Here is a 20,211-nt window from a genome sequence, read left to right on the forward strand (position 1 = left end):
CCGGCACGACGAGGGGCCCGGCACCGGATGACCGGTGCCGGGCCCCTCCGCGTCGGGCTGGACGGTCCCGTCCGCCTAGAGGGCGAGACCGGTGAGCACCATCACGCGCTCGTAGGTGTAGTCGTCCATCGCGAACCGCACGCCCTCGCGGCCCACACCGGACTGCTTGACGCCGCCGTACGGCATCTGGTCGGCACGGTAGGAGGGCACGTCGCCGACGACCACGCCGCCGACCTCCAGGGCGCGGTGGGCCCGGAAGGCGGTCTGCAGGTCATGGGTGAACACACCCGCCTGGAGGCCGTACTTGGAGTCGTTGACGGCGGCGAAGGCCTCGGCCTCGCCGTCCACCTTCTGCACGGTCAGCACGGGCCCGAAGACCTCCTCGCAGGAGATCGTCACATCGGCCGGTACGCCGGTGAGCACGGTCGGCGCGTACGAGGCGCCGTCGCGCTTGCCGCCGGTGAGGAGGGTGGCGCCGGCGTCGACGGCCTCCTGCACCCACGCCTCGACGCGCTGCGCGGCCTCCTCGCTGACCAGCGGGCCGACGTCCGTGGCGTCGTCGTTCGGGTCGCCGGTGACCTGCGCCTCGACGGCGGCGACGATGCGCGGCAGCAGCCGGTCGTACACCGACGCGTCGGCGATCACACGCTGCACCGAGATGCAGGACTGGCCGCCCTGGTAGTTGGAGAAGGTCGCGATGCGCTGCGCGGCCCAGTCCAGGTCCTTGTCGCTCGCGAAGTCGGCGAGGACGACGGCCGCGCCGTTGCCGCCCAGTTCCAGGGTGCAGTGCTTGCGCGGCACCGAATCCATGATCGCGTAGCCGACCTTCTCGGAGCCGGTGAAGGAGATCACCGGCAGCCGCTCGTCCTGGACCAGGGCGGGCATGCGGTCGTTGGGGACCGGGAGGATGCTCCAGGAACCGGCGGGCAGCTCGGTCTCGGCGAGCAGCTCACCGAGGATCAGCCCGGACAGGGGCGTGGCGGGCGCCGGCTTCAGGACGATCGGGGCACCGGCGGCGATCGCCGGGGCGATCTTGTGGGCGCACAGGTTCAGCGGGAAGTTGAACGGGGCGATGCCGAGGACGACGCCCTTGGGGAAGCGGCGCGTGAACGCGAGCCGGCCCTGGCCACCGGCGTCGGTGTCCAGACGCTGGGCCTCGCCGCCGTTGAAGCGCCGGGCCTCCTCGGACGCGAAACGGAACACGGAGACGGCCCGGCCGACCTCGCCGCGGGCCCACTTCATCGGCTTGCCGTTCTCGGCGGAGATCAGCCGGGCGATCTCCTCGGTGCGCTCGACCAGGCGCCGGCTGACGTGGTCCAGTGCGGCGGCGCGGACGTGGGCGGGGGTGGCGGCGAACTCGTCCCGTACGGCGTACGCGGCGGCCACGGCCTCCTCGACCTGGGCGTCGGTCGGCACGCTCACCGTGCCGACCACCCGGCCGTCCCAGGGGGAGGTGACGTCGAAGGCGGCCTCACCGGTGGCCTGGCGGCCGGCGAGCCAGAAGGCGTGGGTGGAAGTCATGTGGAGTCCCGGCCCTTCCGCGTAGGGGGTGTACTGGGTTTCTGGTCCCACGGTAGGGGCGCGCCGCCGGGCGGGCGTTTGTCCGGCGCGTACGGGTGCCGGACGGCAGTGTGCCGCATCGGCGCAAAGGGTGTTGTCCGGTGCAGGAAGCCGTGGAAGGGAGGGCCGCCGGCGTGGCGGTGCCCCCCTCCCCGCGGCGGGGGTGCCGCAGCTGTCCCGATCTCCACGGGTGGCGCGATCACGCCGTCCGGTCCGCCGGTCAGCCGTTCTCGGACGCCGTGGCCTTCAGGGCGAGCCACAGCTCCATGCGGACGTCCGGGTCGTCCAGGGAGCGGCCCAGGATCTCCTCGACCCGGCGCATCCGGTAGCGCAGCGTGTGGCGGTGGACGCCGAGTTCGGCGGCCGCCGCGTCCCACTGGCCGTGCCGGGAGAGCCAGGCGCGCAGGGAGGCGACGAGGTCGCCGCGGCCGGTGGCGTCGTGTTCGTGCAGCGCGCGCAGCAGCCCGTCGGCGAACGCCCGCACCGCGTCGTCGGCGAGCAGCGGCAGCACGGACCCGGCGGCCATGTGCTCGTGCTCGACCAGCACCCGGCCCCGCCGCCGCGCCACCGAGAGCGCCTGTTCGGCCTGTGTGTAGGCGGCGGACGCGGCGATCGGCCCGGCGGGCGCCGACAGTCCGATCACCAGGCCGTCGTCGTCGGCCTTGCGGGCGGCCTCCCGCGCGGCGGCGTGGTCGCAGCAGGCGGCCACGGCGGCGCCGCCGTCGGCGGCCAGGACGACCAGCCGGTCCCCCTCCGGCACGATGAGAACGGCCTCACCGGAGCGGGCGGCGGCGGCCTCCGCGGTCTCGGCGAGGGTCCCGAGGGCGTCGCCGCCCGCCTCCCCGCTGCCGACCGCGACGATGATCCGGAAGGGCGCGTCGAGGAGGCTCCCGTACAGGTCCCCGGCCACCGCGCGGGCGTGGTCCGGCTCCCCGGCGAGCAGCATCCGCAGAACGGCGGCGCCGATCCGCTGCTCGGCGGCGTGCAGGGAGCGGGAGCGTTCGGTGGTGAGGGTGAGCAGGGCGATGGCGGAGTGGACGGCGTACCGCTCGGCGGTGCCGAGGGTCGCCGCCGTGCCGACGGCGAGCGCCGCGCGGGGGCGCCGGCCGGTGCCGAGGGAGTGCAGTTCGACCCGGTCCTCGTTCTCCGGGCCGGCCACGACCGAGGAGGCGGGGGCGGGGCGCTCCCGCAGCCGGGTCACGTCCGGGGTGAGCCGCGCGGCACGCCGGACCGCCCAGTCCGGTGCCGTGGCGACGACGGCGCCCGAGGCGTCGTAGAGCGCGGCCCACCCGTCGACCTGCGCGGCGAGCGCGGCCAGCAGCCCCTCCGGGCCGTCGGTCAGCGTCTGCCTGGTCAGTTCCCGCTGGGCGGCGAACCCCGCGGTCACCGCACGGTACTGGTCGGCGGCGATGGCGGCGGACACGGCCTTGCTGATGGCGAGGAACGGGGTGCGGCGCGGCACCTCCAGCAGCGGCAGGCCCTCCGCGCGTGCCGCGTCGACGAGGGCGTCGGGGATGTCCTCGTAGTGGACCCCGACGGCGAAGCCGAGCCCGACGACGCCCGCCCCCACCAGCCGCTTCACATAGCGGCGCATCGCTTCCCGGTCCTCCGCGTCGAGCTTGAGCGCGGTGATCAGCAGCAGCTCCCCGCCCTCCATGTACGGCACGGGGTCGGCGAGCTCACTGGCGTGCGCCCAGCGGACGGGCGCGTCGAGGCGGTCCTCGCCCGCGCGCACGGTCAGTTTGAGCGCGGAGTGGTGGACGAGCGAGGCGAGCGTCGGGGGCATCGGAGCCTTGAGCCTTCGGGTCTGCGTCGGGTGTGTGAGAACATGGTGATCTTTTGGCCGCGGCGTATGAACGGCCTGTGTCGATTCTGCCTCACTGTACGGTCGTCGGCTGCCCCGACGGGGTGGCTCACCCGTGCAGGTCCACCAGCATCGGCGGCGCGTGCTCCCCCTCGACGGTCGTCAGCGACAGCACCGCGTGCCCGGGCGGCACCGCATGGGCCAGTTCGGACGCCGACCACCGTTCCCGCTCGACCTGCCGTACCGTCACCGCGTCCGTCGTGACCGCCTTGCCGGTCACCAGCTTGCGCAGCGCGTGGAGCGCCCGGGTCATCGGCTGGTCGGCGAAGACCGTGTGCTGGGCGACCTCGGTGGTCTCCACCCACTCGGTGCCCCAGGTCTGGGCGAACCGGCTGCCGTCCCAGGTGCTGACCCCGGAGAAGGCCATGCGGCAGCCCACCGCGGCGTAGAGCGGGCCGTGCAGCGCCTCGGGGACGTCGGCCACGGACCGCAGGGTGAGCACCACCCCCGCGTTCCGCGTGCGCAGGCGCTGGATGCGGCGCACCGACTCGCCGGTGACCGTGCCGGTCGCGTCGTCCAGGACCAGGCAGGCGAAGTGGGACCGCCGCCCTTCCCGGGCGACGGCGAGGAACTGGGCGAGGACCAGGCGCGTGATCATCCGGCCGGCCTCCTCGTGGCCGTGCTCGGGCAGGTCGATCCGGACCCGCAGGGGGTGGTGGGCGACGGCCCGCAGGGAGAACGGCCGTCCGGGGCCGCCACCGCCGAGGAAGTCGGCGAACACCGGCCGGTTCAGCAGCGCCAGCCGGTCGGCCAGGGTCCGGCCCACGTCGCCCGGTGTGCCCGCCTGCCGGACACGCGCGTCGAGTTCGCGCCGCATGACGTCGTTCCCGTCGGCGGCGAGCGCCTCCCGCAGCGTGGCCAGTGCCCCCTCCTCCCCCTCCAGCAGCTCCCGCAGCTCCGGCAGGGTGGGGAAGCGGGCGTGCACCGCCCGGAAGGGGCCGAGCAGCTGGGCCAGCGTGGTGGCGGCGCTCTGCGCGCCGACGCCGTCCACGTCACCCGCGAGCGCCTCGGCGAGCATCGCCGCCGCCTCGTCGGGGTCCTGGGACTCGGCGTACGGGTCGAGGTCGTGCACCGAGGCGGGGTCGCCGATCCGCACGACCACGTCGAAGGCGTCGTCGGCGCCCAGCGGGCTCCCGGCGGCGGAGACGGCCACGACGGAACAGCGCCCGGTGAGCGCCTGGAGCGCCAGCGCCTCGGTCACCGGCTCGACGAGGGTGCGGGTCTTGCCGGACCCGGGGGGCCCGACGGCGAGCAGGGAGGTGCCGAGGACGTCCGGGCCGAGGGCCGCGCCGGCGCCCGGGTAGGGCCCCGGGGCGTCCCGGCCGGCCGCCGCCCAGCTGCCGATCCGCACCTGCGCGGTGAGCAGGTCGTGGCGGGCCGTCCGGCGCGGCAGGTCACGGGCGCCGGAGGGATGCGTCCAGGCGGCTCCGGCCTGCCGCAGGACGGTGTCCTGGAAGACGGCGGAGGTACCCCCGCGCCGGGCCGCGGCGAAGGCGTGCTCGACGCGGGCGCAGTCCACGTCGTTCATGCGGTCGCCGGCGACCTCGGCGGTGAGCACGTCCGCGGCCTGCCCGAGGCCGGCGTCCCGCAGGTCCGGCCACTGGGAGCGGGGCCGCTCCGGCACGGAGGCGGCGGGGCCGGTGCTGCCGCCCGAGCGTGCGGCGAGCAGCTGCCTGGCGTACGGCAGCCAGGCACCGAGGCGGGCGAACGGCCAGACCACGAGCAGGGTGACGGCCGTGTACAGCGTGTTCGTGAAGGCGGACGACGCCATCAGGTCGTAGCTGTCCGTGAGGAGCACGGTGAGGGACAGCAGCGGGTCGACGAGCGGCACCGGGTCCCAGCCGACGACCGGGAAGGCGTCGGGGAAGACGAAGGCGAGGGCGACGAGGGCGAGGAGGGCGGCGACCAGGGCGCGGGCCGGCTGCGGCCTGCGGCTCACGTAGTGGCGGACGATGGCCCGCCAGCTGCCCAGCACGGCCACCGCGACGGCCAGCACGGCGAAGCAGACACCCTTATAGACCACCAGGGCTTCCACACCGGGTTGCACCACCGCCTCCCCCGGGAACTCCTTGGGTGACGAGACCGTGCCACCCCACCACCAGTCGTCCGGTGTGAAGGCGCGCAGGGGGGCCATCTGGTACGAGGTGACACCGCGATCCCAGAGCGACCAGATCAGCGCGGCCACGGCGAGCGGGATCAGCATCCCGGCAACCGTCACCGGCCTGAGGGCCTCCGGCTCCCGCTTCGGCGGCCGATGCCCGAACCGCCAGACACCCGGCCGGGCGGCCGGCCTCGCCGTGTCGAGCCAGGCGGCGACGGCCGACGCGGACCGGGGCGCCTGCGCGGGGACCGGCGGCACCCCCGGCGCCCGGGCCGGCCGGGGCGGCGTCCTCGGTACGTCCGGTGGTCCCGCCGGGCGCGGTACGGGGCCGGCATGCGTGCCCTGTGCGTCCTGGGTACCGTCGCTGTCCATCGCCCTTGCCCCCTGAGCAGCCGCTCCATCCGCCATCAGCGAGCCAATCTAACGCCCCGACAGGTGGAGTCCATCGATGGCACGGCCGAGCCACGGTCCGCCGCCCCCGCTATGTCCACCACGGACAACCCGGCCCCCCGGACAACGCCCACATGGAGCATGCCCAGCCCCCGCCGGCCGCCCTAGCCTGCGAGAAAAGAACGTGGAAGCGTCCGTTACACCCCCCAGGAGCCCCGCATGACCGCACTTCCGCAGGAGCGCCGCGTCGTCACCGCCATCCCCGGCCCGAAGTCGCAGGAGCTGCAGGCCCGCCGTACCGCCGCGGTCGCGCAGGGCGTGGGCTCCGTGCTGCCCGTGTTCACCGCGCGCGCGGGCGGCGGGATCATCGAGGACGTCGACGGCAACCGTCTGATCGACTTCGGCTCCGGCATCGCCGTGACCTCCGTCGGTGCCTCCGCCGAGGCCGTCGTGCGCCGGGCCTCCGCCCAGCTCGCCGACTTCACGCACACCTGCTTCATGGTGACGCCGTACGAGGGCTACGTGGCCGTCGCCGAGGCGCTCGCCGAGCTGACCCCGGGCGACCACGCCAAGAAGTCCGCGCTGTTCAACAGCGGCGCCGAGGCCGTCGAGAACGCCGTCAAGATCGCGCGTGCGTACACCAAGCGGCAGGCGGTCGTCGTCTTCGACCACGGCTACCACGGCCGCACCAACCTCACCATGGCGCTGACCGCCAAGAACATGCCGTACAAGCACGGCTTCGGCCCCTTCGCGCCCGAGGTGTACCGCGTGCCGGTCGCCTACGGCTACCGCTGGCCGACCGGCCCGGAGAACGCCGGCCCGGAGGCCGCCGCGCAGGCCGTCGACCAGATCTCCAAGCAGGTCGGCGCCGAGAACGTGGCCGCCATCGTCATCGAGCCGGTGCTCGGCGAGGGCGGCTTCATCGAGCCGGCCAAGGGCTTCCTGCCCGCGATCAGCAAGTTCGCCCAGGACAACGGCATCGTCTTCGTCGCCGACGAGATCCAGTCCGGCTTCTGCCGCACCGGACAGTGGTTCGCCTGCGAGGACGAGGGCGTCGTCCCGGACCTGATCACGACGGCGAAGGGCATCGCCGGCGGTCTGCCGCTGGCCGCCGTCACCGGCCGCGCGGAGATCATGGACGCCGCGCACGCGGGCGGCCTGGGCGGCACCTACGGCGGCAACCCGGTCGCCTGCGCGGGCGCGCTCGGCGCCATCGAGACCATGAAGGAGCTCGACCTCAACGCCAGGGCGAAGAACATCGAGGCGGTCATGAAGACCCGCCTCACCGCCATGGCGGAGAAGTTCGACATCATCGGCGATGTGCGCGGCCGCGGGGCGATGATCGCCATCGAGCTGGTGAAGGACCGCGACACCAAGGAGCCGCACCCGGAGGCGACCGCCGCGCTGGCCAAGGCCTGCCACCAGGAGGGCCTGCTGGTCCTGACCTGTGGCACCTACGGCAACGTCCTGCGTTTCCTGCCCCCGCTGGTCATCGGCGAGGACCTGCTGAGCGAGGGCCTGGACATCATCGAGCAGGCGTTCACCCGCATCTGAGCCGGCATCGGGGCAGGTGAGCCGCCTGCCCCGGGCCGCCGGGCCCGGCGAGCGGCAGAGCGTGTGAAGAACGTGTGCGGGGTGGATGACAGGAGCCCGTCGCCCCTGTCGCCGGGCCACCCCCTGCCGTAGGTTTGCACCCGGATGAGAGATACACACCGCCCACAGGGGACTGTGGGCGGCTCAGGCCGGGGCCTCCCCAGCTTCGACCTGGTCGTGCCCTCGCGCACACAACCGGGGCCTGAAGGCTTCGGGTCTCCTCACGATCGGACGGTCGCCCGCCCCAAACCCCCCGGGGCGCGCGACGTTCCGGTCCGGACGGCCGTCCGGGCACCTCGTACGGCAAGCCGTTCCCCGAAGGGCCAGTGCATGTCCCCCCTTGCACTGGCCCTTCGGCGTTCACGGGCCGGGCTGCTCCCCGGTGACCCGGGCCAGCAGTGCGCGCGCCTCACCGAAGCGCGGATGGGCGGGATGCAGGCGCCCCTCGCAGTCGGACAGCGCCCGGCGGACCGCGGCCTCCGCCTCCTCGCGGCGCCCCAGACCGAGCAGGGCCTCGGCCGTCACCAGATCGGGGCGTCCGCTGTCCTTGCGGGCCAGTGGCGGCGCGAAGCCCCGTGACTCGGTGAGGGCCTCCTCGTACTTGCCCTGTCCGTTCAGGCTGCGCACCAGCGTGGCGCGCAGGGCGGTGGTGGCGGCGGCGTCCGTGCGCGGGAGATTGCCGCGGGCGGTGGCCTCCGCCTCCTCGAAACGGCCCTGCCCGCACAGCGCGCCGGCCAGCACCTCCAGAGCGCTCAGCTCGAGCCCGGTCAGGGGGACGAGGTGGGCGAGGCGGGCGATGTCACCCAGGACGGCCAGCGCCTCGCTCTCTGCCTCCTCGTGCCGGCCCTGACCGGTGAGGACCACCGCGCGGTTCCTGCGCACCACCAGCCGCAGTACCTGCATCTCGGCGTCGACCGGGGCCAGTTCGGCGATCAGCGTCTCCAGCTCGGCCAGCACCTCGGCCTGACGTCCGTGCGCGACGGCCGCCATCGTGGCCAGCGTCCGCGCCTGCCACTCGACCAACGGCTGCTTGCGCCATCCGGTCCGGGCGCCCTCGGCGAGCGCGCGTGCCGTGGCCTCGACCTCCTCGTACTCCCCCTGCTTGAAGAGGTCTTCGAGCCGGGCAAAGAGCTTGCGGCGTGTGCTGTCCCGTGTCGTTCGTATCGGCTTCACAGGCGGTGAGACTACGGGACCCGCCGGCCTGCGAAGCTGGACGGCATGCTGCTGCTCGGACCGCCCCTGCTCCTCTTCGCGCTGATCACCTGGCAGGTCGTCGTCGACGGACCCCTGGTGGATCTCGACGAGCGGCTGAGCGAGGCCCTGATCCGTCCGGACCGGGCCTCCGAACTCCTCGCCGACCTCGGCAATGTGCAGGTGGCCGTGCCGGTCCTGGTGGCCGCCCTGGCGTACGTCGCCTGGCACGGGCGTACGGCGGACGGTGACCGCTGGTGGCTGCCGCCGCTCGCCGGGGCCTCGGCGATGGCGCTGGTGCCGGCGCTGGTCGCACCTCTGAAGGAGTGGACCGACCGCCCGGGCACCCCGGCCGTGCCGCCGGCGGTCGGCTACTACCCCTCCGGGCACACCGCCACCGCCGTCGTGGCGTACGGCGCGGCGACGCTGCTGCTCCTGCGGCTGCTGCGGTCGCCGGCCGTACGCCGTGGGCTGGTCGTGCTCTGCCTCGCCCTGGTTCTGGGCGCCTCGTACGGGCTGGTGCGCCGGGGCTACCACTGGCCGCTGGACGTGGCGGCCAGTTGGTGCCTCGGCGCGGTGCTGCTGACCGGTGTGTGGCTGCTGGTCAGCCGAAGTAGCCGTCGAAGGTCCGCTGGAACTCCCAGCCGCCGAACCGGTCCCAGTTGATCGACCAGGTCATCAGCCCGCGCAGGGCGGGCCAGGTCCCGTGGGTCGCGTAGGAGCCGCAGTTCGTCCGCTTCGTCAGACAGTCCAGGGTCTTGGTGACCTCGGCCGGGGACACGTACCCGTTGCCGGCGTTGGTGGTGGCCGGCATGCCGATGGCGACCTGGTCGGCGCGCAGCGGCGGGAAGACGTTGTTCGCGTCGCCCGCGACCGGGAAGCCGGTGAGCAGCATGTCGGTCATGGCGATGTGGAAGTCGGCGCCGCCCATGGAGTGGTACTGGTTGTCCAGGCCCATGATCGGCCCGGAGTTGTAGTCCTGGACGTGCAGCAGGGTCAGGTCGTCGCGCAGGGCGTGGATGACCGGGAGGTACGCGCCCGCCCTCGGGTCCTGGCCGCCCCACTTGCCGGTGCCGTAGTACTGGTGGCCGAGCTGGACGAAGAAGGTCTCCGGGGCCATGGTCAGCACGAAGTCGTCTCCGTACTTGGCCTTGAGGGTCTTCAGTGCGGAGATCAGGTTGACGATCACCGGGGTCCTCGGGTTCCTGAAGTCCGTGTCGTCGGCGTTCAGGGAGAGCGAGTGGCCCTCGAAGTCGATGTCCAGGCCGTCGAGCCCGTACGCGTCGATGATGCGCGAGACGGAGGAGACGAAGGTGTCCCTGGCCGCCGTACTGGCCAGCTGCACCTGGCCGTTGGCGCCGCCGATGGAGATCAGCACCTTCTTGCCGGCCGCCTGCTTGGCCTTGATCGCGGCCTTGAACTCGGCGTCGCTCTCCACGCCCGGGCACTCGGAGGCGGGGCAGCGGTCGAAGCGGATGTCCCCGGAGGTGGGCGAGGTCGGCTCGCCGAAGGCCAGGTCGATGACGTCCCAGCTGTCGGGGACGTCGGCCAGGCGGGTGTAGCCGGAGCCGTTGGCGAAGCTCGCGTGCAGATAGCCGACCAGGGCGTGGGGCGGGAGGTCGGAGGGGCCGCCGCCCGAGTCGGGTTCACGTGTCGTCGCGGTCACGGTGGCCGAACGGGCGGACTCGCCCGCGTCGTTGACCGCCGTGACCTGGAAGGCGTACGCCGTGTCGGGGGACAGTCCGGAGACGGTCGCGGAGGCGCCACTGACGCTCTGCACCTTGGTGCCGTCGCGGTAGACCGCGTAGCCGGTGGCGCCGGCGACCGGTGACCAGGACAGGGCCACGCTCGTCGAGGTGACGGTGCCCGCCCTGAGACCGGTGGGCGGGGCGGGCGGCTGACCGGTCTCGCCGCCCGGCCCCATGAGCGTGAGGTCGTCGGCGTGGTAGGCACCGGTGCCGTACCAGCCGTGGGTGTAGATCGTGACCCGGGTGGTGGAGGGACCGGTGCGGAACGTCGTGGTGAGCTTCTGCCAGTCGGGGGCGGACTGGGTCCAGGTGGAGACGTCGGTGGTGCCGGTGCCGCTCGCGCCGAGGTGGACGTAGCTGCCGCGGACGTGGCCGGAGAGCGTGTACAGGGAGTCCGGTTTCACGGTGACGGTCTGCGAGCAGCGGGCGTTGTCGGCGCCCGCCGGGGTCGCCTTCAGCGCCGAACTTCCGCTGTGCACAGGCGAGTTCACGGTCGTACCGGCCGTGCAGCTCCAGCCGTCGAGGCCGGCTTCGAAGCCGCCGTTGCGGGCGAGGTCGGCGTCTGCCGCGCCGGCGGCCGGCGAGAGCGCGGCCATTCCGGTCGTGGCGAGGGCGGTGGCGGTGAGCAACGCGACGAGGGGCCGGCGCGCGAAAGGTCTGGAGCGGTCCACAAGGGCCTCCGGGCATGGGGGAATTGGAGGGTGGAGCGCGCTCAATTTGGTCCAGACCAATTCGGTTGTCAAGCCCCCGCGCGACTCAGCTGTCGAAGCCCAGGCCGAGCCGGTCCATCGTCCGCAGCCACAGATTGCGCCGTCCGCCCTGGGCGTCCGCCCTGGCCAGCGACCACTTGGTGAGCGCGATACCGGTCCAGGCGAACGGCTCCGGCGGGAACGGCAGTGGCTTTTTGCGCACCATCTCCAGCTCCGTGCGCTCGGTCCGCTCCCCCGCCAGCAGATCCAGCATCACCTCGGCCCCGAAACGGGTGGCGCCCACGCCGAGCCCCGTGTAGCCGGCCGCGTACGCCACCCGGCCCGCGTGGGCCGTGCCGAAGAACGCCGAGAAGCGGGAACAGGTGTCGATCGCGCCGCCCCAGGCGTGGGTGAAGCGGACGCCCTCGAGCTGCGGGAAGCAGGTGAAGAAGTGCCCGGCGAGCTTGGCGTACGTCTCCGGCCGATCGTCGTACTCGGCGCGCACCCGGCCGCCGTACGGATAGACCGCGTCGTAGCCGCCCCACAGGATCCGGTTGTCGGCGGACAGCCGGAAGTAGTGGAACTGGTTGGCGCTGTCCCCGAGCCCCTGGCGGTTCTTCCAGCCGATCGAGACCAGCTGCCCGGCCGTCAGCGGCTCCGTCATCAGGGCGTAGTCGTACACCGGGACGGTGTAGGCGCGGACCCGCCGGACCAGGCTGGGGAAGACGTTGGTGCCGAGCGCCACCGTGCGGGCGCGGATCGCCCCGTACGGGGTGCGGACGGCCATGCCGGCGCCGTACGGCTTGAGGGTGAGGGCGGGGGTGTGCTCGTGGACGCGCACGCCGAGGTCGAGGCAGGCCCGCTTCAGTCCCCAGGCGAGCTTGGCCGGGTGGAGCATGGCCACGCCCCGGCGGTCGTACAGGCCCGCCTCGAAGGTCGGGGAGTTCACCTGCTCGCGCACGGCCTCGGTGTCCAGGTACTCGATGCCGTCGGCGAGGCCCTCGGCCCGGATCTCCTCGTACCAGTCCCTGATCTCGCGGGCCTGGTACGGCTCGGTGGCGACGTCGATCTCGCCGGTGCGTTCGAGGTCGCAGTCGATGGAGTGGCGGGCGACCGTCTCCTCGATGGCGTCGAGGTTGCGGGCGCCCAGCCGCTCCAGGGTGCGGATCTCGCCGGGCCAGCGGGTCAGTCCGTTGGCCAGGCCGTGGGTGAGGGAGGCGGCGCAGAATCCGCCGTTGCGGCCGGAGGCGGCCCAGCCCACCTCGCGGCCCTCCACCAGCACGACGTCCCGGGAGGGGTCGCGCTCCTTGGCGATCAGCGCGGTCCACAGTCCGCTGTAGCCGCCGCCGACGACCAGCAGGTCGCAGGTGTCGGTACCGGTGAGGGCGGGCACGGGTCCGGGCCGGCCGGGGTCGTCCAGCCAGTAGGAGACCGGCCGGGCCTCGGAGAGGGATTTCGTCCAACGGCTCATGGCGCTCGGGGCCATGATTTCAACTCCCTACAGGGGACTGCGGTGTGCTTTCTATGCCTTCTGCCGGCTGCGGCGGTTGCCGATGAGCAAGGAGGCCACGACCAGCAGAACGGCGATGACGAACATGGCCGTACCGATGACGTTGACCTGCACGGGTGTTCCGCGCTGGGCGGAGCCCCAGACGAACATCGGGAAGGTGACGGTCGAGCCGGCGTTGAAGTTGGTGATGATGAAATCGTCGAAGGAGAGCGCGAAGGCGAGCAGCGCGCCCGCCGCGATTCCGGGGGCGGCGATCGGCAGGGTGACCCGCAGGAACGTCTGGACCGGGCCGGCGTACAGGTCCTGCGCGGCCTGCTCCAGCCGGGGGTCCATCGACATCACGCGCGCCTTCACGGCGACCACGACGAAGCTGAGGCAGAACATGATGTGGGCGATCAGGATCGTCCAGAAGCCCAGCGTGGCACCCATGTTGAGGAACAGGGTGAGCAGCGAGGCCGCCATGACCACCTCGGGCATCGCCATCGGCAGGAAGATCAGCGAGTTCACGGCGCCGCGGGCGCGGAAGCGGTAGCGGACCAGTGCGAAGGCGATCATCGTGCCGAGCAGGGTGGCGCCGAGCGTCGCCCACAGGGCGATCTGGAGGCTGAGCGACAGGGAGGTGCACAGCCCGGAGACGCCGCAGGGGTCCTTCCATGCCTCGGTGGAGAACTCCTGCCACGTGTAGTTGAACCGCCCCTTCGGATTGTTGAAGGAGAACACGGTGACGACGACGTTCGGCAGGAGGAGATACGCGAGGGTGAACAGTCCCGCGAGGACGACGAGATGGCGCTTGAGCCAGTTGACGCTCGTGCCGAATATGCGACTCCGTCGCGTGTCCATTTAAACCAGATCCTCCGTGCCGGACTTGCGGATGTAGAGCGTGACGATGACGAGGATCGCGGCCATCAGGATGAACGAGAGCGCCGCGGCCGTCGGATAGTCGAGGATCCGCAGGAATTGGGACTGGATGACGTTGCCGACCATGCGGGTGTCGGTGGAGCCGAGCAGATCCGAGTTGATGTAGTCGCCGGACGCCGGGATGAAGGTCAGCAGCGTGCCGGAGACCACGCCCGGCATCGACAGCGGGAAGGTGACCCGCCGGAAGGTGGTCGACGGCTTGGCGTAGAGATCGTTCGCCGCCTCGTGCAGCCGCGGATCGATGCGCTCCAGCGAGGTGTAGAGCGGAAGGATCATGAACGGCAGGAAGTTGTACGTCAGACCGCACACCACCGCGAGCGGGGTGGCGAGCACCCGGTCGCCTGCGGTCCAGCCGAGCCACGCCGTGACGTCCAGGATGTGCAGCGTGTTCAGGGCGTCGACCACCGGTCCGCCGTCCGCGAGGATCGTCTTCCAGGCGAGGGTGCGGATCAGGAAGCTGGTGAAGAACGGCGCGATCACCAGGATCATGATCAGGTTCCGCCAGCGTCCCGCGCGGAAGGCGATCAGATACGCCAGCGGGTAGCCGAGCAGCAGGCACAGCACGGTCGCGGAGGCCGCGTAGAGCACCGAGCGGACGAACTGCGGCCAGTACTCGGACAGCGCGTCCCAGTAGGTGGCGAAGTGCCAGGTGACCTTGTAGCCCTCCTCCAGGGAGCCCGTCTGCACGGACGTGGAGGCCTGGTAGATGACCGGCAGCGCGAAGAACACCACCAGCCACAGCAGACCGGGCAGCAGCAGCCAGTACGACGTCCAGCGGCCCCGCCTGCGCGCCTGTCGCGGGGGTTTCGTCTCCGGGGCGGGCGCCTGGGGTGGCGCCTCGGTGACCGTGGTCATCAGGCGACCTCTTCCTCGACCGTCTCGACGCCCGCGTCGATGTCCTGCGCCGCGTCCAGGCCGAAGGTGTGCGCCGGGTTCCAGTGCAGGACGACCTCGGCACCGGGCAGCAGCCGGGGATCACGGTCGACGTTCTGGACGTAGACCTCGAAGTCGGAGCAGACCGGGCTGTCGACGACGAACTGCGTGGACACACCGATGAAGCCGGCGCCGGCGATCCGGCCGGTGATCCGGTTGCGGCCCTCGGGTATCCCGCCGGCGTCGTCGGCGTGGGTGAGGACGATCTTCTCCGGGCGCACCCCGAGCAGGACCTTGCCGCCGGTGGTCGTGGGCGCGCTGTTGCGGGCCCCGGGCAGGACCAGTTTGCCGCCGCCCGCCTTCAGCACGATCTCGTCGCCGGACGCGGAGTCGACCTCGGCCTCGATGAAGTTGGAGGTGCCCAGGAAGTTGGCGACGAAAGTGGTGCGCGGGTTCTCGTAGAGGTCGGCGGGTGAGCCGAGCTGCTCGACCCGGCCGGCGTTCATCACCGCGACCGTGTCGGCCATGGTCATGGCCTCCTCCTGGTCGTGCGTGACGTGCACGAAGGTGATGCCCACCTCGGTCTGGATGCGCTTGAGCTCCAGCTGCATCTGCCGGCGCAGTTTCAGGTCGAGCGCGCCGAGCGGCTCGTCCAGCAGCAGCACCTTCGGGTGGTTGATCAGCGCGCGGGCGACCGCGACGCGCTGCTGCTGGCCGCCGGAGAGCTGGTGCGGCTTCTTGCGGGCCTGCTCGCCGAGCTGGACCAGCTCCAGCATCTCCTCGACCTGCTTCTTCACGCCCTTGATGCCGCGCCGGCGCAGACCGAAGGCGACGTTCTCGAAGATGTCGAGGTGCGGGAAGAGGGCGTAGGACTGGAAGACCGTGTTCACCGGCCGCTTGTACGGCGGGAGCGCGGTGACGTCCTGGTCGCCGAGGTGGACGGTGCCCGCGGTGGGCTCCTCCAGGCCGGCGATCATGCGCAGGGTGGTGGTCTTGCCGCAGCCGGACGCGCCGAGCAGGGCGAAGAAGGAGCCCTGCGGGACGGTCAGGTCGAGCGGGTGCACGGCGGTGAAGGAGCCGTAGGTCTTGCTGATGCCGGTGAGGCGGACGTCCCCGCCGTTGCCGGCCGCGGTGGTGTCTGTGGTGGTCTTCATCTCGTCACGCCCCAGTGAGCTTCGCGAACTTCTCTTCGAATTCCGTTTCTTCCTTGGAGCTCAGGGAGCGGAAGGCACGGGACTTGGCCTGCATGGCCTTGTCGGGGAGGATCAGCGGGTTGTTCGCCGCGTCCTCGTCGATCTTCGCGAGGTCGTCCTTCACCCCGTCGACCGGACAGACGAAGTTGATGTAGGCGGCGAGCTGGGCGGCCGGCTGCGGCTCGAAGTAGTAGTCGATCAGCCGCTCGGCGTTCGTCTTGTGCCGGGCCTTGTTGGGGATCAGCATGGCGTCGCTGGAGGTCATGTAGCCGCTGTCCGGGATCAGGAAGTCGATGTCCGGATTGTCCGCCTTGAGTTGGACCACGTCACCGGCCCACGCGAGGCAGGCGGCGAAGTCGCCCTTGGCGAGGTCGGCGGTGTAGTCGTTGCCGGTGAAGCGGCGGATCTGGCCCTTGTCGACGGCCTTCTGCAGCCGGGCCGTCGCCGCGTCGTAGTCGTCGGCGGAGAACTCCGCGGGGTCCTTGCCCAGGTCGAGCAGGGTCATGCCGATGGTGTCGCGCATCTCGGTGAGCAGGCCGACGCGCCCCTTGAGCTCGGGGTTGTCCAGCAGGTCGGAGAGGGTCTTCACCTCCACGCCGTCGAGCGCCTTCTTGTTGTAGGCGATGACCGTGGAGATGCCCTGCCAGGGGTAGGAGTAGGCGCGTCCGGGGTCCCAGTCGGGGCTGCGGAACTGGGCCGACAGGTTGGCGAAGGCGTTCGGGAGGTTGGCCGGGTCCAGCTTCTGCACCCAGCCGAGCCGGATCAGCCGGGCGGCGAGCCAGTCGGTGAGGACGATGATGTCGCGGCCGGTGTCCTGGCCGGCGGCGAGCTGCGGCTTGATCTTGCCGAAGAACTCGGTGTTGTCGTTGATGTCCTCGGTGTACTTGACCCTGATGCCGGTGCGTTTGGTGAACGCCTCCAGCGTGGGGTGTTTGCGCCCGCTCTCGTCGACGTCCATGTACTCGGTCCAGTTGGAGAAGTTGACGGTCTTCTCCGTCTTCGAGTGGTCCTCCGCCGAGACGCCGCCCTGGGTGTTCCCGGCGGCGGGGATGCCGCAGCCGCTCAGCGCGCCGAGTCCGCCCACCGCGAGCGCGCCGCCCGCGGAGGCGCGCAGCAGGGAACGGCGGGTCAGGGCCGCCCTGCCGCTGCGGAAACTGCGCCGTATCGCGGCTTCCTGGGCCGGCGAGAGGCGGTCGGGCTCGTACTGCTCCATGCGCGTGGTGCCCTTTCGGGAGGGTGGCCGCGGTCGGGCGGCCTGGCTGCTATCGGTCCCCGAAGATGGTGCGGTGCCAGTCCTTGCGGACCACCGCGGTGTTGTCGAACATGACGTGCTTGACCTGGGTGTACTCCTCGAAGGAGTACGAGGACATGTCCTTGCCGAAGCCGGACGCCTTGTAGCCGCCGTGCGGCATCTCGCTGATGATCGGGATGTGGTCGTTGATCCACACGCACCCCGCCTTGATCTCGCGGCTGGCCCGGCCCGTGCGGTACACGTCCCGGCTCCAGGCGGAGGCGGCGAGTCCGTACGGGGTGTCGTTGGCCAGCGCGATGCCCTCGTCGTCGGTGTCGAAGGGCACGACGACCAGCACCGGACCGAAGATCTCGGACTGCACGACCTCGCTGTCCTGCGCCGCGTCGGCGATGAGCGTGGGGCGATAGTACGCGCCGTTCGCGAGCTCGCCCAGGGGTGCCTCACCGCCGGTCACCACACGCGCGTGGGCGCGCGCCCGGTCGACGAATCCGGCCACCCGGTCGCGCTGGGCGTGCGAGATCAGCGGGCCGAGGTCGGTGCCGGGGGCGAAGGGGTCGCCGAGCCGGACGGTGTCCATCAGGGCGGCCGTGCGCTCGACGAAGGCCCCGTACAGCGGGCGCTGCACGTACGCGCGCGTGGCGGCCGTGCAGTCCTGCCCGGTGTTGATGAGCGCGCCCGCGACCGCGCCGTTGACGGCGGCGTCGAGGTCGGCGTCGTCGAAGACGACGAAGGGGGCCTTGCCGCCGAGCTCGAGGTGGAGGCGCTTGACGGTGGCGGTGGCGATCTCGGCGACCCGCCTGCCGACGGCGGTGGAGCCCGTGAATGAGGTCATGGCCACGTCGGGGTGGCCGACCAGGTGCTCGCCGGCCTCCTTGCCGGTCCCGGTGACGATGTTGATCACACCGTCCGGGATGCCCGCGTCGGTGGCGGCCTGCGCGAAGAGGAGTGAGGTCAGCGGGGTGAGCTCGGCGGGCTTGAGCACGATGGTGTTGCCCGCGGCGATCGCCGGGAGGATCTTCCACGCGGCCATCTGGAGCGGGTAGTTCCAGGGGGCGATGGAGCCGACGACGCCGATGGGCTCGCGGCGCACGTAGGAGGTGTGGTCGCCGGAGTACTCGCCGGCCGACTGACCCTGGAGGTGGCGGGCGGCACCGGCGAAGTAGGCGATGTTGTCGATCGTGCCCGGGACGTCGAACTCGCGGCTCAGCTTCAAGGGCTTGCCGCACTGCAGCGACTCCGCGCGGGCGAAGTCCTCCGCGCGGTCGGCGACCACGGTGGCGAACCGGTGCAGGGCGTCGGACCGCTCGCCCGGGGTGGCACCGGCCCAGTCCGGGTAGGCCTCCCGGGCGGCGGCGACGGCCGCGTCGACGTCGTCGGTGCCGGCGAGCTCGTAGGTGTACACCTCCGCGCCGGTGGCCGGGTCGACGACCGCGTGGGTACGGCCGGAGGTGCCCTTCGCCGGACGGCCCGCGATGAACTGCGCACCGTCCGCGAACCGTTCCTGGGCGGGAAATCGTTCCGGGGTGGTGTTGCCCGGGTTGTGCATGTCGCTCTCCTCCGTGTCCCCGAGGGGGGCGGCGTGGCTCCAGCTCGATTTGAGTGCCGATCCTGACAGAGCAGCGAGACTCCAACAAGTGATTCCGTTGTTGAATTTTGGTTACGCAACGGAATCTGTCGACCAGATGTCGAGCGGCCACGGAAAAGGCAGGACGCTCTGTCAGTGGTCCCTGCCAGACTCGCGTGCATGAAGGGGATCAAGGGGGTGGCCATGAGCGGGACGACGGAGGCGATCGGGTCCAGGGAGGCGCTGATCGAGGCGCTGGCGACCGGGACGCGGGTCAAGTACCTGCATTTCTGGGGGCACCGGCCGTTGGCCGACGGCCGGATCGGGGCCGGCTGTCTGAGCCAGTGGTGGCCGTCGCCGTTCACGGTGGACGGCGTGGAGTACGCGACCGCCGAGCACTGGATGATGGCGGCCAAGGCCCGGCTGTTCGCGGATCCGGAGGGGGAGCGGCGGGTGCTGGCCGCGGAGCACCCCGCGCAGGCGAAGAAGGCCGGGCGGATGGTGCGCGGCTTCGACGAGGCCGTGTGGCGCCGGGAGCGGTTCGGCATCGTCGTCGAGGGCGGCGTGCACAAGTTCGCGGCCCACGGCGACCTGCGGGAGTTCCTGCTGAGCACCGGGGACCGGGTGCTGGTCGAGGCGAGCCCGATGGACCGGGTGTGGGGCATCGGCCTCACGGCGGACGACGAGCGGGCGGAGGACCCCGGGCGGTGGCGGGGGTCGAATCTGCTGGGCTTCGCGCTGATGGAGACGCGGCGGCGGCTCCGGGCGTCGGCGGCTAGCTGAGCAGGACGAGGGCGCCGAAGGCGATGCCCAGGGCGATCCCGACCGCGCCGCAGATGATCCCGGCCAGGGCCTGCCCCGCGTTCGTGGCCTCGCCCCGGTGGGCCTTGCCCCGGCCGATCCCGCCGAAGATCAGGGCCAGCACGCCCAGCAGGATGGCCACCGGCCAGAGACAGAAGACGGCGGCCGAGATGATGCCGAGCACGAGTCCGGTGACGCCCGGCCCGTTGCTCGGCACCGGTGCCGTGCCGGACCATCCGGCGTACCCCGGCGCCGGGGCACCGCCGTACGCGGCGCCCGGATAGCCGTACGGGACCTGACCCGGGCCCTCGGGGCCGATGGGCGGCGGCGGAACGGGCTCGCCCCCGCCCGGGGGTGCGAACGGGTTGGCCGCGGGGGTGTGGGCGGAGGGCGGCACCGGAGCGGACGGGCCCGCCCACGGCTGCGGCTGGGGCTGCGGCTGCGGCTGCGGCTGCGCGGGGGTGCCGCCCATCGCAGGGAAGGACGTCACCGTCTGCTGGTCGTGGACGGAAGGGGGCGTGGCGGAGGACGGCGCGGAGGGTGCGGCAGGGCCCAAGGGCGCGGACCAGGGCAGGGGGTCGCCGGCCACGACGGTCTCGCCCGGGCCGCCCGCTCCCCCGCCCTCGGAGCCCGGGCCGGCGGAACCGGGGCCCGGCGCCTGGGTGCGGTCCGCGGGCGGCGCCCAGGGGTCGGGGGTGCTCGCGGGCGACGTGTCGGTGGTCCGCACGTCCACCAGGGAACCGTCCTGCGCCGCCGCGTCCCGCGCCCCGCCGTCGGCCGGTGCCGGCCACACGGCAGGGGTGTGCGGGTCACCGGGCGGCGTACCGCCCGTGGTCTGTTCCCGCGCCTGAGGCGTCTGCGCGTCGTCGCCCATGCCCTGGGCCCCCTCCGTCGGACGTCCCGTCATGCTACGACCCGCGCCCGCACCGCGCGCGCCCGGCCTACGATGATCCCGAACACCGAT

At 72.2% G+C, this 20,211-nt stretch carries 15 protein-coding genes; 3 read left to right on the plus strand and 12 right to left on the minus strand.

Annotated elements, in window-relative coordinates; all coding sequences use genetic code 11:
* Window positions 1-75: 75 nt before the first annotated feature.
* The 3 genes from ACZ44S_RS13905 to ACZ44S_RS13915 all read right to left on the minus strand — a co-directional run bounded on the left by ACZ44S_RS13905 (window position 76) and on the right by ACZ44S_RS13915 (window position 5,897).
* On the minus strand, window positions 76-1,521 hold the full coding sequence (locus ACZ44S_RS13905; protein WP_466928248.1) for an aldehyde dehydrogenase family protein: 1,446 nt from the start codon (window positions 1,519-1,521) through the stop codon (window positions 76-78).
* 259 nt (window positions 1,522-1,780) lie between these two features.
* Window positions 1,781-3,346 carry a PucR family transcriptional regulator gene (locus tag ACZ44S_RS13910; protein WP_466928250.1) on the minus strand — a complete coding sequence of 522 codons (1,566 nt, stop codon included), beginning with the start codon at window positions 3,344-3,346 and terminating at the stop codon, window positions 1,781-1,783.
* A 127-nt stretch (window positions 3,347-3,473) separates the two neighbouring features.
* Window positions 3,474-5,897 carry an ATP/GTP-binding protein gene (locus tag ACZ44S_RS13915; protein WP_466928253.1) on the minus strand — a complete coding sequence of 808 codons (2,424 nt, stop codon included), beginning with the start codon at window positions 5,895-5,897 and terminating at the stop codon, window positions 3,474-3,476.
* Window positions 5,898-6,134: 237 nt separating this feature from the next.
* Between ACZ44S_RS13915 and gabT the strand changes: the two genes are divergently transcribed.
* Window positions 6,135-7,469: a 4-aminobutyrate--2-oxoglutarate transaminase gene (gene gabT / locus ACZ44S_RS13920; RefSeq protein ID WP_466928256.1), complete on the plus strand. Its 1,335-nt coding sequence runs from the start codon at window positions 6,135-6,137 to the stop codon at window positions 7,467-7,469.
* A 399-nt stretch (window positions 7,470-7,868) separates the two neighbouring features.
* Here the strand turns inward: gabT and ACZ44S_RS13925 are convergent, their stop codons facing one another.
* Complete coding sequence (locus tag ACZ44S_RS13925; protein WP_466928258.1) at window positions 7,869-8,681, minus strand: tetratricopeptide repeat protein; 813 nt, start codon at window positions 8,679-8,681, stop codon at window positions 7,869-7,871.
* A gap of 45 nt (window positions 8,682-8,726) precedes the next feature.
* On the opposite strand from ACZ44S_RS13925, the gene ACZ44S_RS13930 reads away from it, so the two are divergent.
* The gene (locus ACZ44S_RS13930; protein WP_466928260.1) at window positions 8,727-9,365 is read left to right on the plus strand and encodes a phosphatase PAP2 family protein; all 639 of its coding nucleotides are present in this window, start codon (window positions 8,727-8,729) and stop codon (window positions 9,363-9,365) included.
* On the opposite strand, the gene ACZ44S_RS13935 is transcribed toward ACZ44S_RS13930, so the two are convergent.
* The 7 genes from ACZ44S_RS13935 to ACZ44S_RS13965 form a co-directional block, all read right to left on the minus strand.
* Window positions 9,304-11,118 carry a chitinase gene (locus tag ACZ44S_RS13935; RefSeq protein WP_466928262.1) on the minus strand — a complete coding sequence of 605 codons (1,815 nt, stop codon included), beginning with the start codon at window positions 11,116-11,118 and terminating at the stop codon, window positions 9,304-9,306. The genes ACZ44S_RS13930 and ACZ44S_RS13935 overlap by 62 nt on opposite strands.
* A gap of 85 nt (window positions 11,119-11,203) precedes the next feature.
* A complete protein-coding gene (locus ACZ44S_RS13940; RefSeq protein ID WP_466928264.1) occupies window positions 11,204-12,622 on the minus strand; it encodes an NAD(P)/FAD-dependent oxidoreductase in 1,419 nt (472 codons plus the stop codon).
* Window positions 12,623-12,658: 36 nt separating this feature from the next.
* The gene (locus ACZ44S_RS13945; protein WP_466928266.1) at window positions 12,659-13,486 is read right to left on the minus strand and encodes an ABC transporter permease; all 828 of its coding nucleotides are present in this window, start codon (window positions 13,484-13,486) and stop codon (window positions 12,659-12,661) included.
* Window positions 13,487-14,419: an ABC transporter permease gene (locus ACZ44S_RS13950; protein ID WP_466928268.1), complete on the minus strand. Its 933-nt coding sequence runs from the start codon at window positions 14,417-14,419 to the stop codon at window positions 13,487-13,489.
* Window positions 14,419-15,591 carry an ABC transporter ATP-binding protein gene (locus ACZ44S_RS13955; RefSeq protein WP_466928270.1) on the minus strand — a complete coding sequence of 391 codons (1,173 nt, stop codon included), beginning with the start codon at window positions 15,589-15,591 and terminating at the stop codon, window positions 14,419-14,421. The genes ACZ44S_RS13950 and ACZ44S_RS13955 overlap by 1 nt, the downstream gene beginning before the upstream one ends.
* Before the next feature lie 4 nt (window positions 15,592-15,595).
* Window positions 15,596-16,843, minus strand: coding sequence for a polyamine ABC transporter substrate-binding protein (locus ACZ44S_RS13960; protein ID WP_466928273.1), 1,248 nt, complete (start codon window positions 16,841-16,843; stop codon window positions 15,596-15,598).
* Between the two features lie 49 nt (window positions 16,844-16,892).
* Window positions 16,893-18,428, minus strand: coding sequence for a gamma-aminobutyraldehyde dehydrogenase (locus ACZ44S_RS13965; protein WP_466928275.1), 1,536 nt, complete (start codon window positions 18,426-18,428; stop codon window positions 16,893-16,895).
* 198 nt (window positions 18,429-18,626) lie between these two features.
* On the opposite strand from ACZ44S_RS13965, the gene ACZ44S_RS13970 reads away from it, so the two are divergent.
* A complete protein-coding gene (locus ACZ44S_RS13970; RefSeq protein WP_466928277.1) occupies window positions 18,627-19,229 on the plus strand; it encodes an NADAR family protein in 603 nt (200 codons plus the stop codon).
* On the opposite strand, the gene ACZ44S_RS13975 is transcribed toward ACZ44S_RS13970, so the two are convergent.
* Window positions 19,222-20,154 (minus strand): DUF4190 domain-containing protein, encoded by a 933-nt coding sequence (locus tag ACZ44S_RS13975; RefSeq protein WP_466928279.1) that lies wholly within the window; start codon window positions 20,152-20,154, stop codon window positions 19,222-19,224. The genes ACZ44S_RS13970 and ACZ44S_RS13975 overlap by 8 nt on opposite strands.
* Between the last annotated feature and the right edge of the window lie 57 nt (window positions 20,155-20,211).

It is taken from the genome of Streptomyces malachitofuscus (assembly GCF_055571035.1).

What these genes read in the sequence shown, in the direction of transcription:
- ACZ44S_RS13950 (WP_466928268.1), bottom strand. Translation starts at nt 14,419, where the DNA reads ATGACCACGGTCACCGAGGCGCCACCCCAGGCGCCCGCCCCGGAGACG.
- ACZ44S_RS13955 (WP_466928270.1), bottom strand. Translation starts at nt 15,591, where the DNA reads ATGAAGACCACCACAGACACCACCGCGGCCGGCAACGGCGGGGACGTC.
- ACZ44S_RS13910 (WP_466928250.1), bottom strand. Translation starts at nt 3,346, where the DNA reads ATGCCCCCGACGCTCGCCTCGCTCGTCCACCACTCCGCGCTCAAACTG.
- ACZ44S_RS13970 (WP_466928277.1), top strand. Translation starts at nt 18,627, where the DNA reads ATGAAGGGGATCAAGGGGGTGGCCATGAGCGGGACGACGGAGGCGATC.
- ACZ44S_RS13915 (WP_466928253.1), bottom strand. Translation starts at nt 5,897, where the DNA reads ATGGACAGCGACGGTACCCAGGACGCACAGGGCACGCATGCCGGCCCC.
- ACZ44S_RS13960 (WP_466928273.1), bottom strand. Translation starts at nt 16,843, where the DNA reads ATGGAGCAGTACGAGCCCGACCGCCTCTCGCCGGCCCAGGAAGCCGCG.
- ACZ44S_RS13905 (WP_466928248.1), bottom strand. Translation starts at nt 1,521, where the DNA reads ATGACTTCCACCCACGCCTTCTGGCTCGCCGGCCGCCAGGCCACCGGT.
- ACZ44S_RS13940 (WP_466928264.1), bottom strand. Translation starts at nt 12,622, where the DNA reads ATGGCCCCGAGCGCCATGAGCCGTTGGACGAAATCCCTCTCCGAGGCC.
- gabT (WP_466928256.1), top strand. Translation starts at nt 6,135, where the DNA reads ATGACCGCACTTCCGCAGGAGCGCCGCGTCGTCACCGCCATCCCCGGC.
- ACZ44S_RS13930 (WP_466928260.1), top strand. Translation starts at nt 8,727, where the DNA reads ATGCTGCTGCTCGGACCGCCCCTGCTCCTCTTCGCGCTGATCACCTGG.
- ACZ44S_RS13945 (WP_466928266.1), bottom strand. Translation starts at nt 13,486, where the DNA reads ATGGACACGCGACGGAGTCGCATATTCGGCACGAGCGTCAACTGGCTC.
- ACZ44S_RS13975 (WP_466928279.1), bottom strand. Translation starts at nt 20,154, where the DNA reads ATGACGGGACGTCCGACGGAGGGGGCCCAGGGCATGGGCGACGACGCG.
- ACZ44S_RS13965 (WP_466928275.1), bottom strand. Translation starts at nt 18,428, where the DNA reads ATGCACAACCCGGGCAACACCACCCCGGAACGATTTCCCGCCCAGGAA.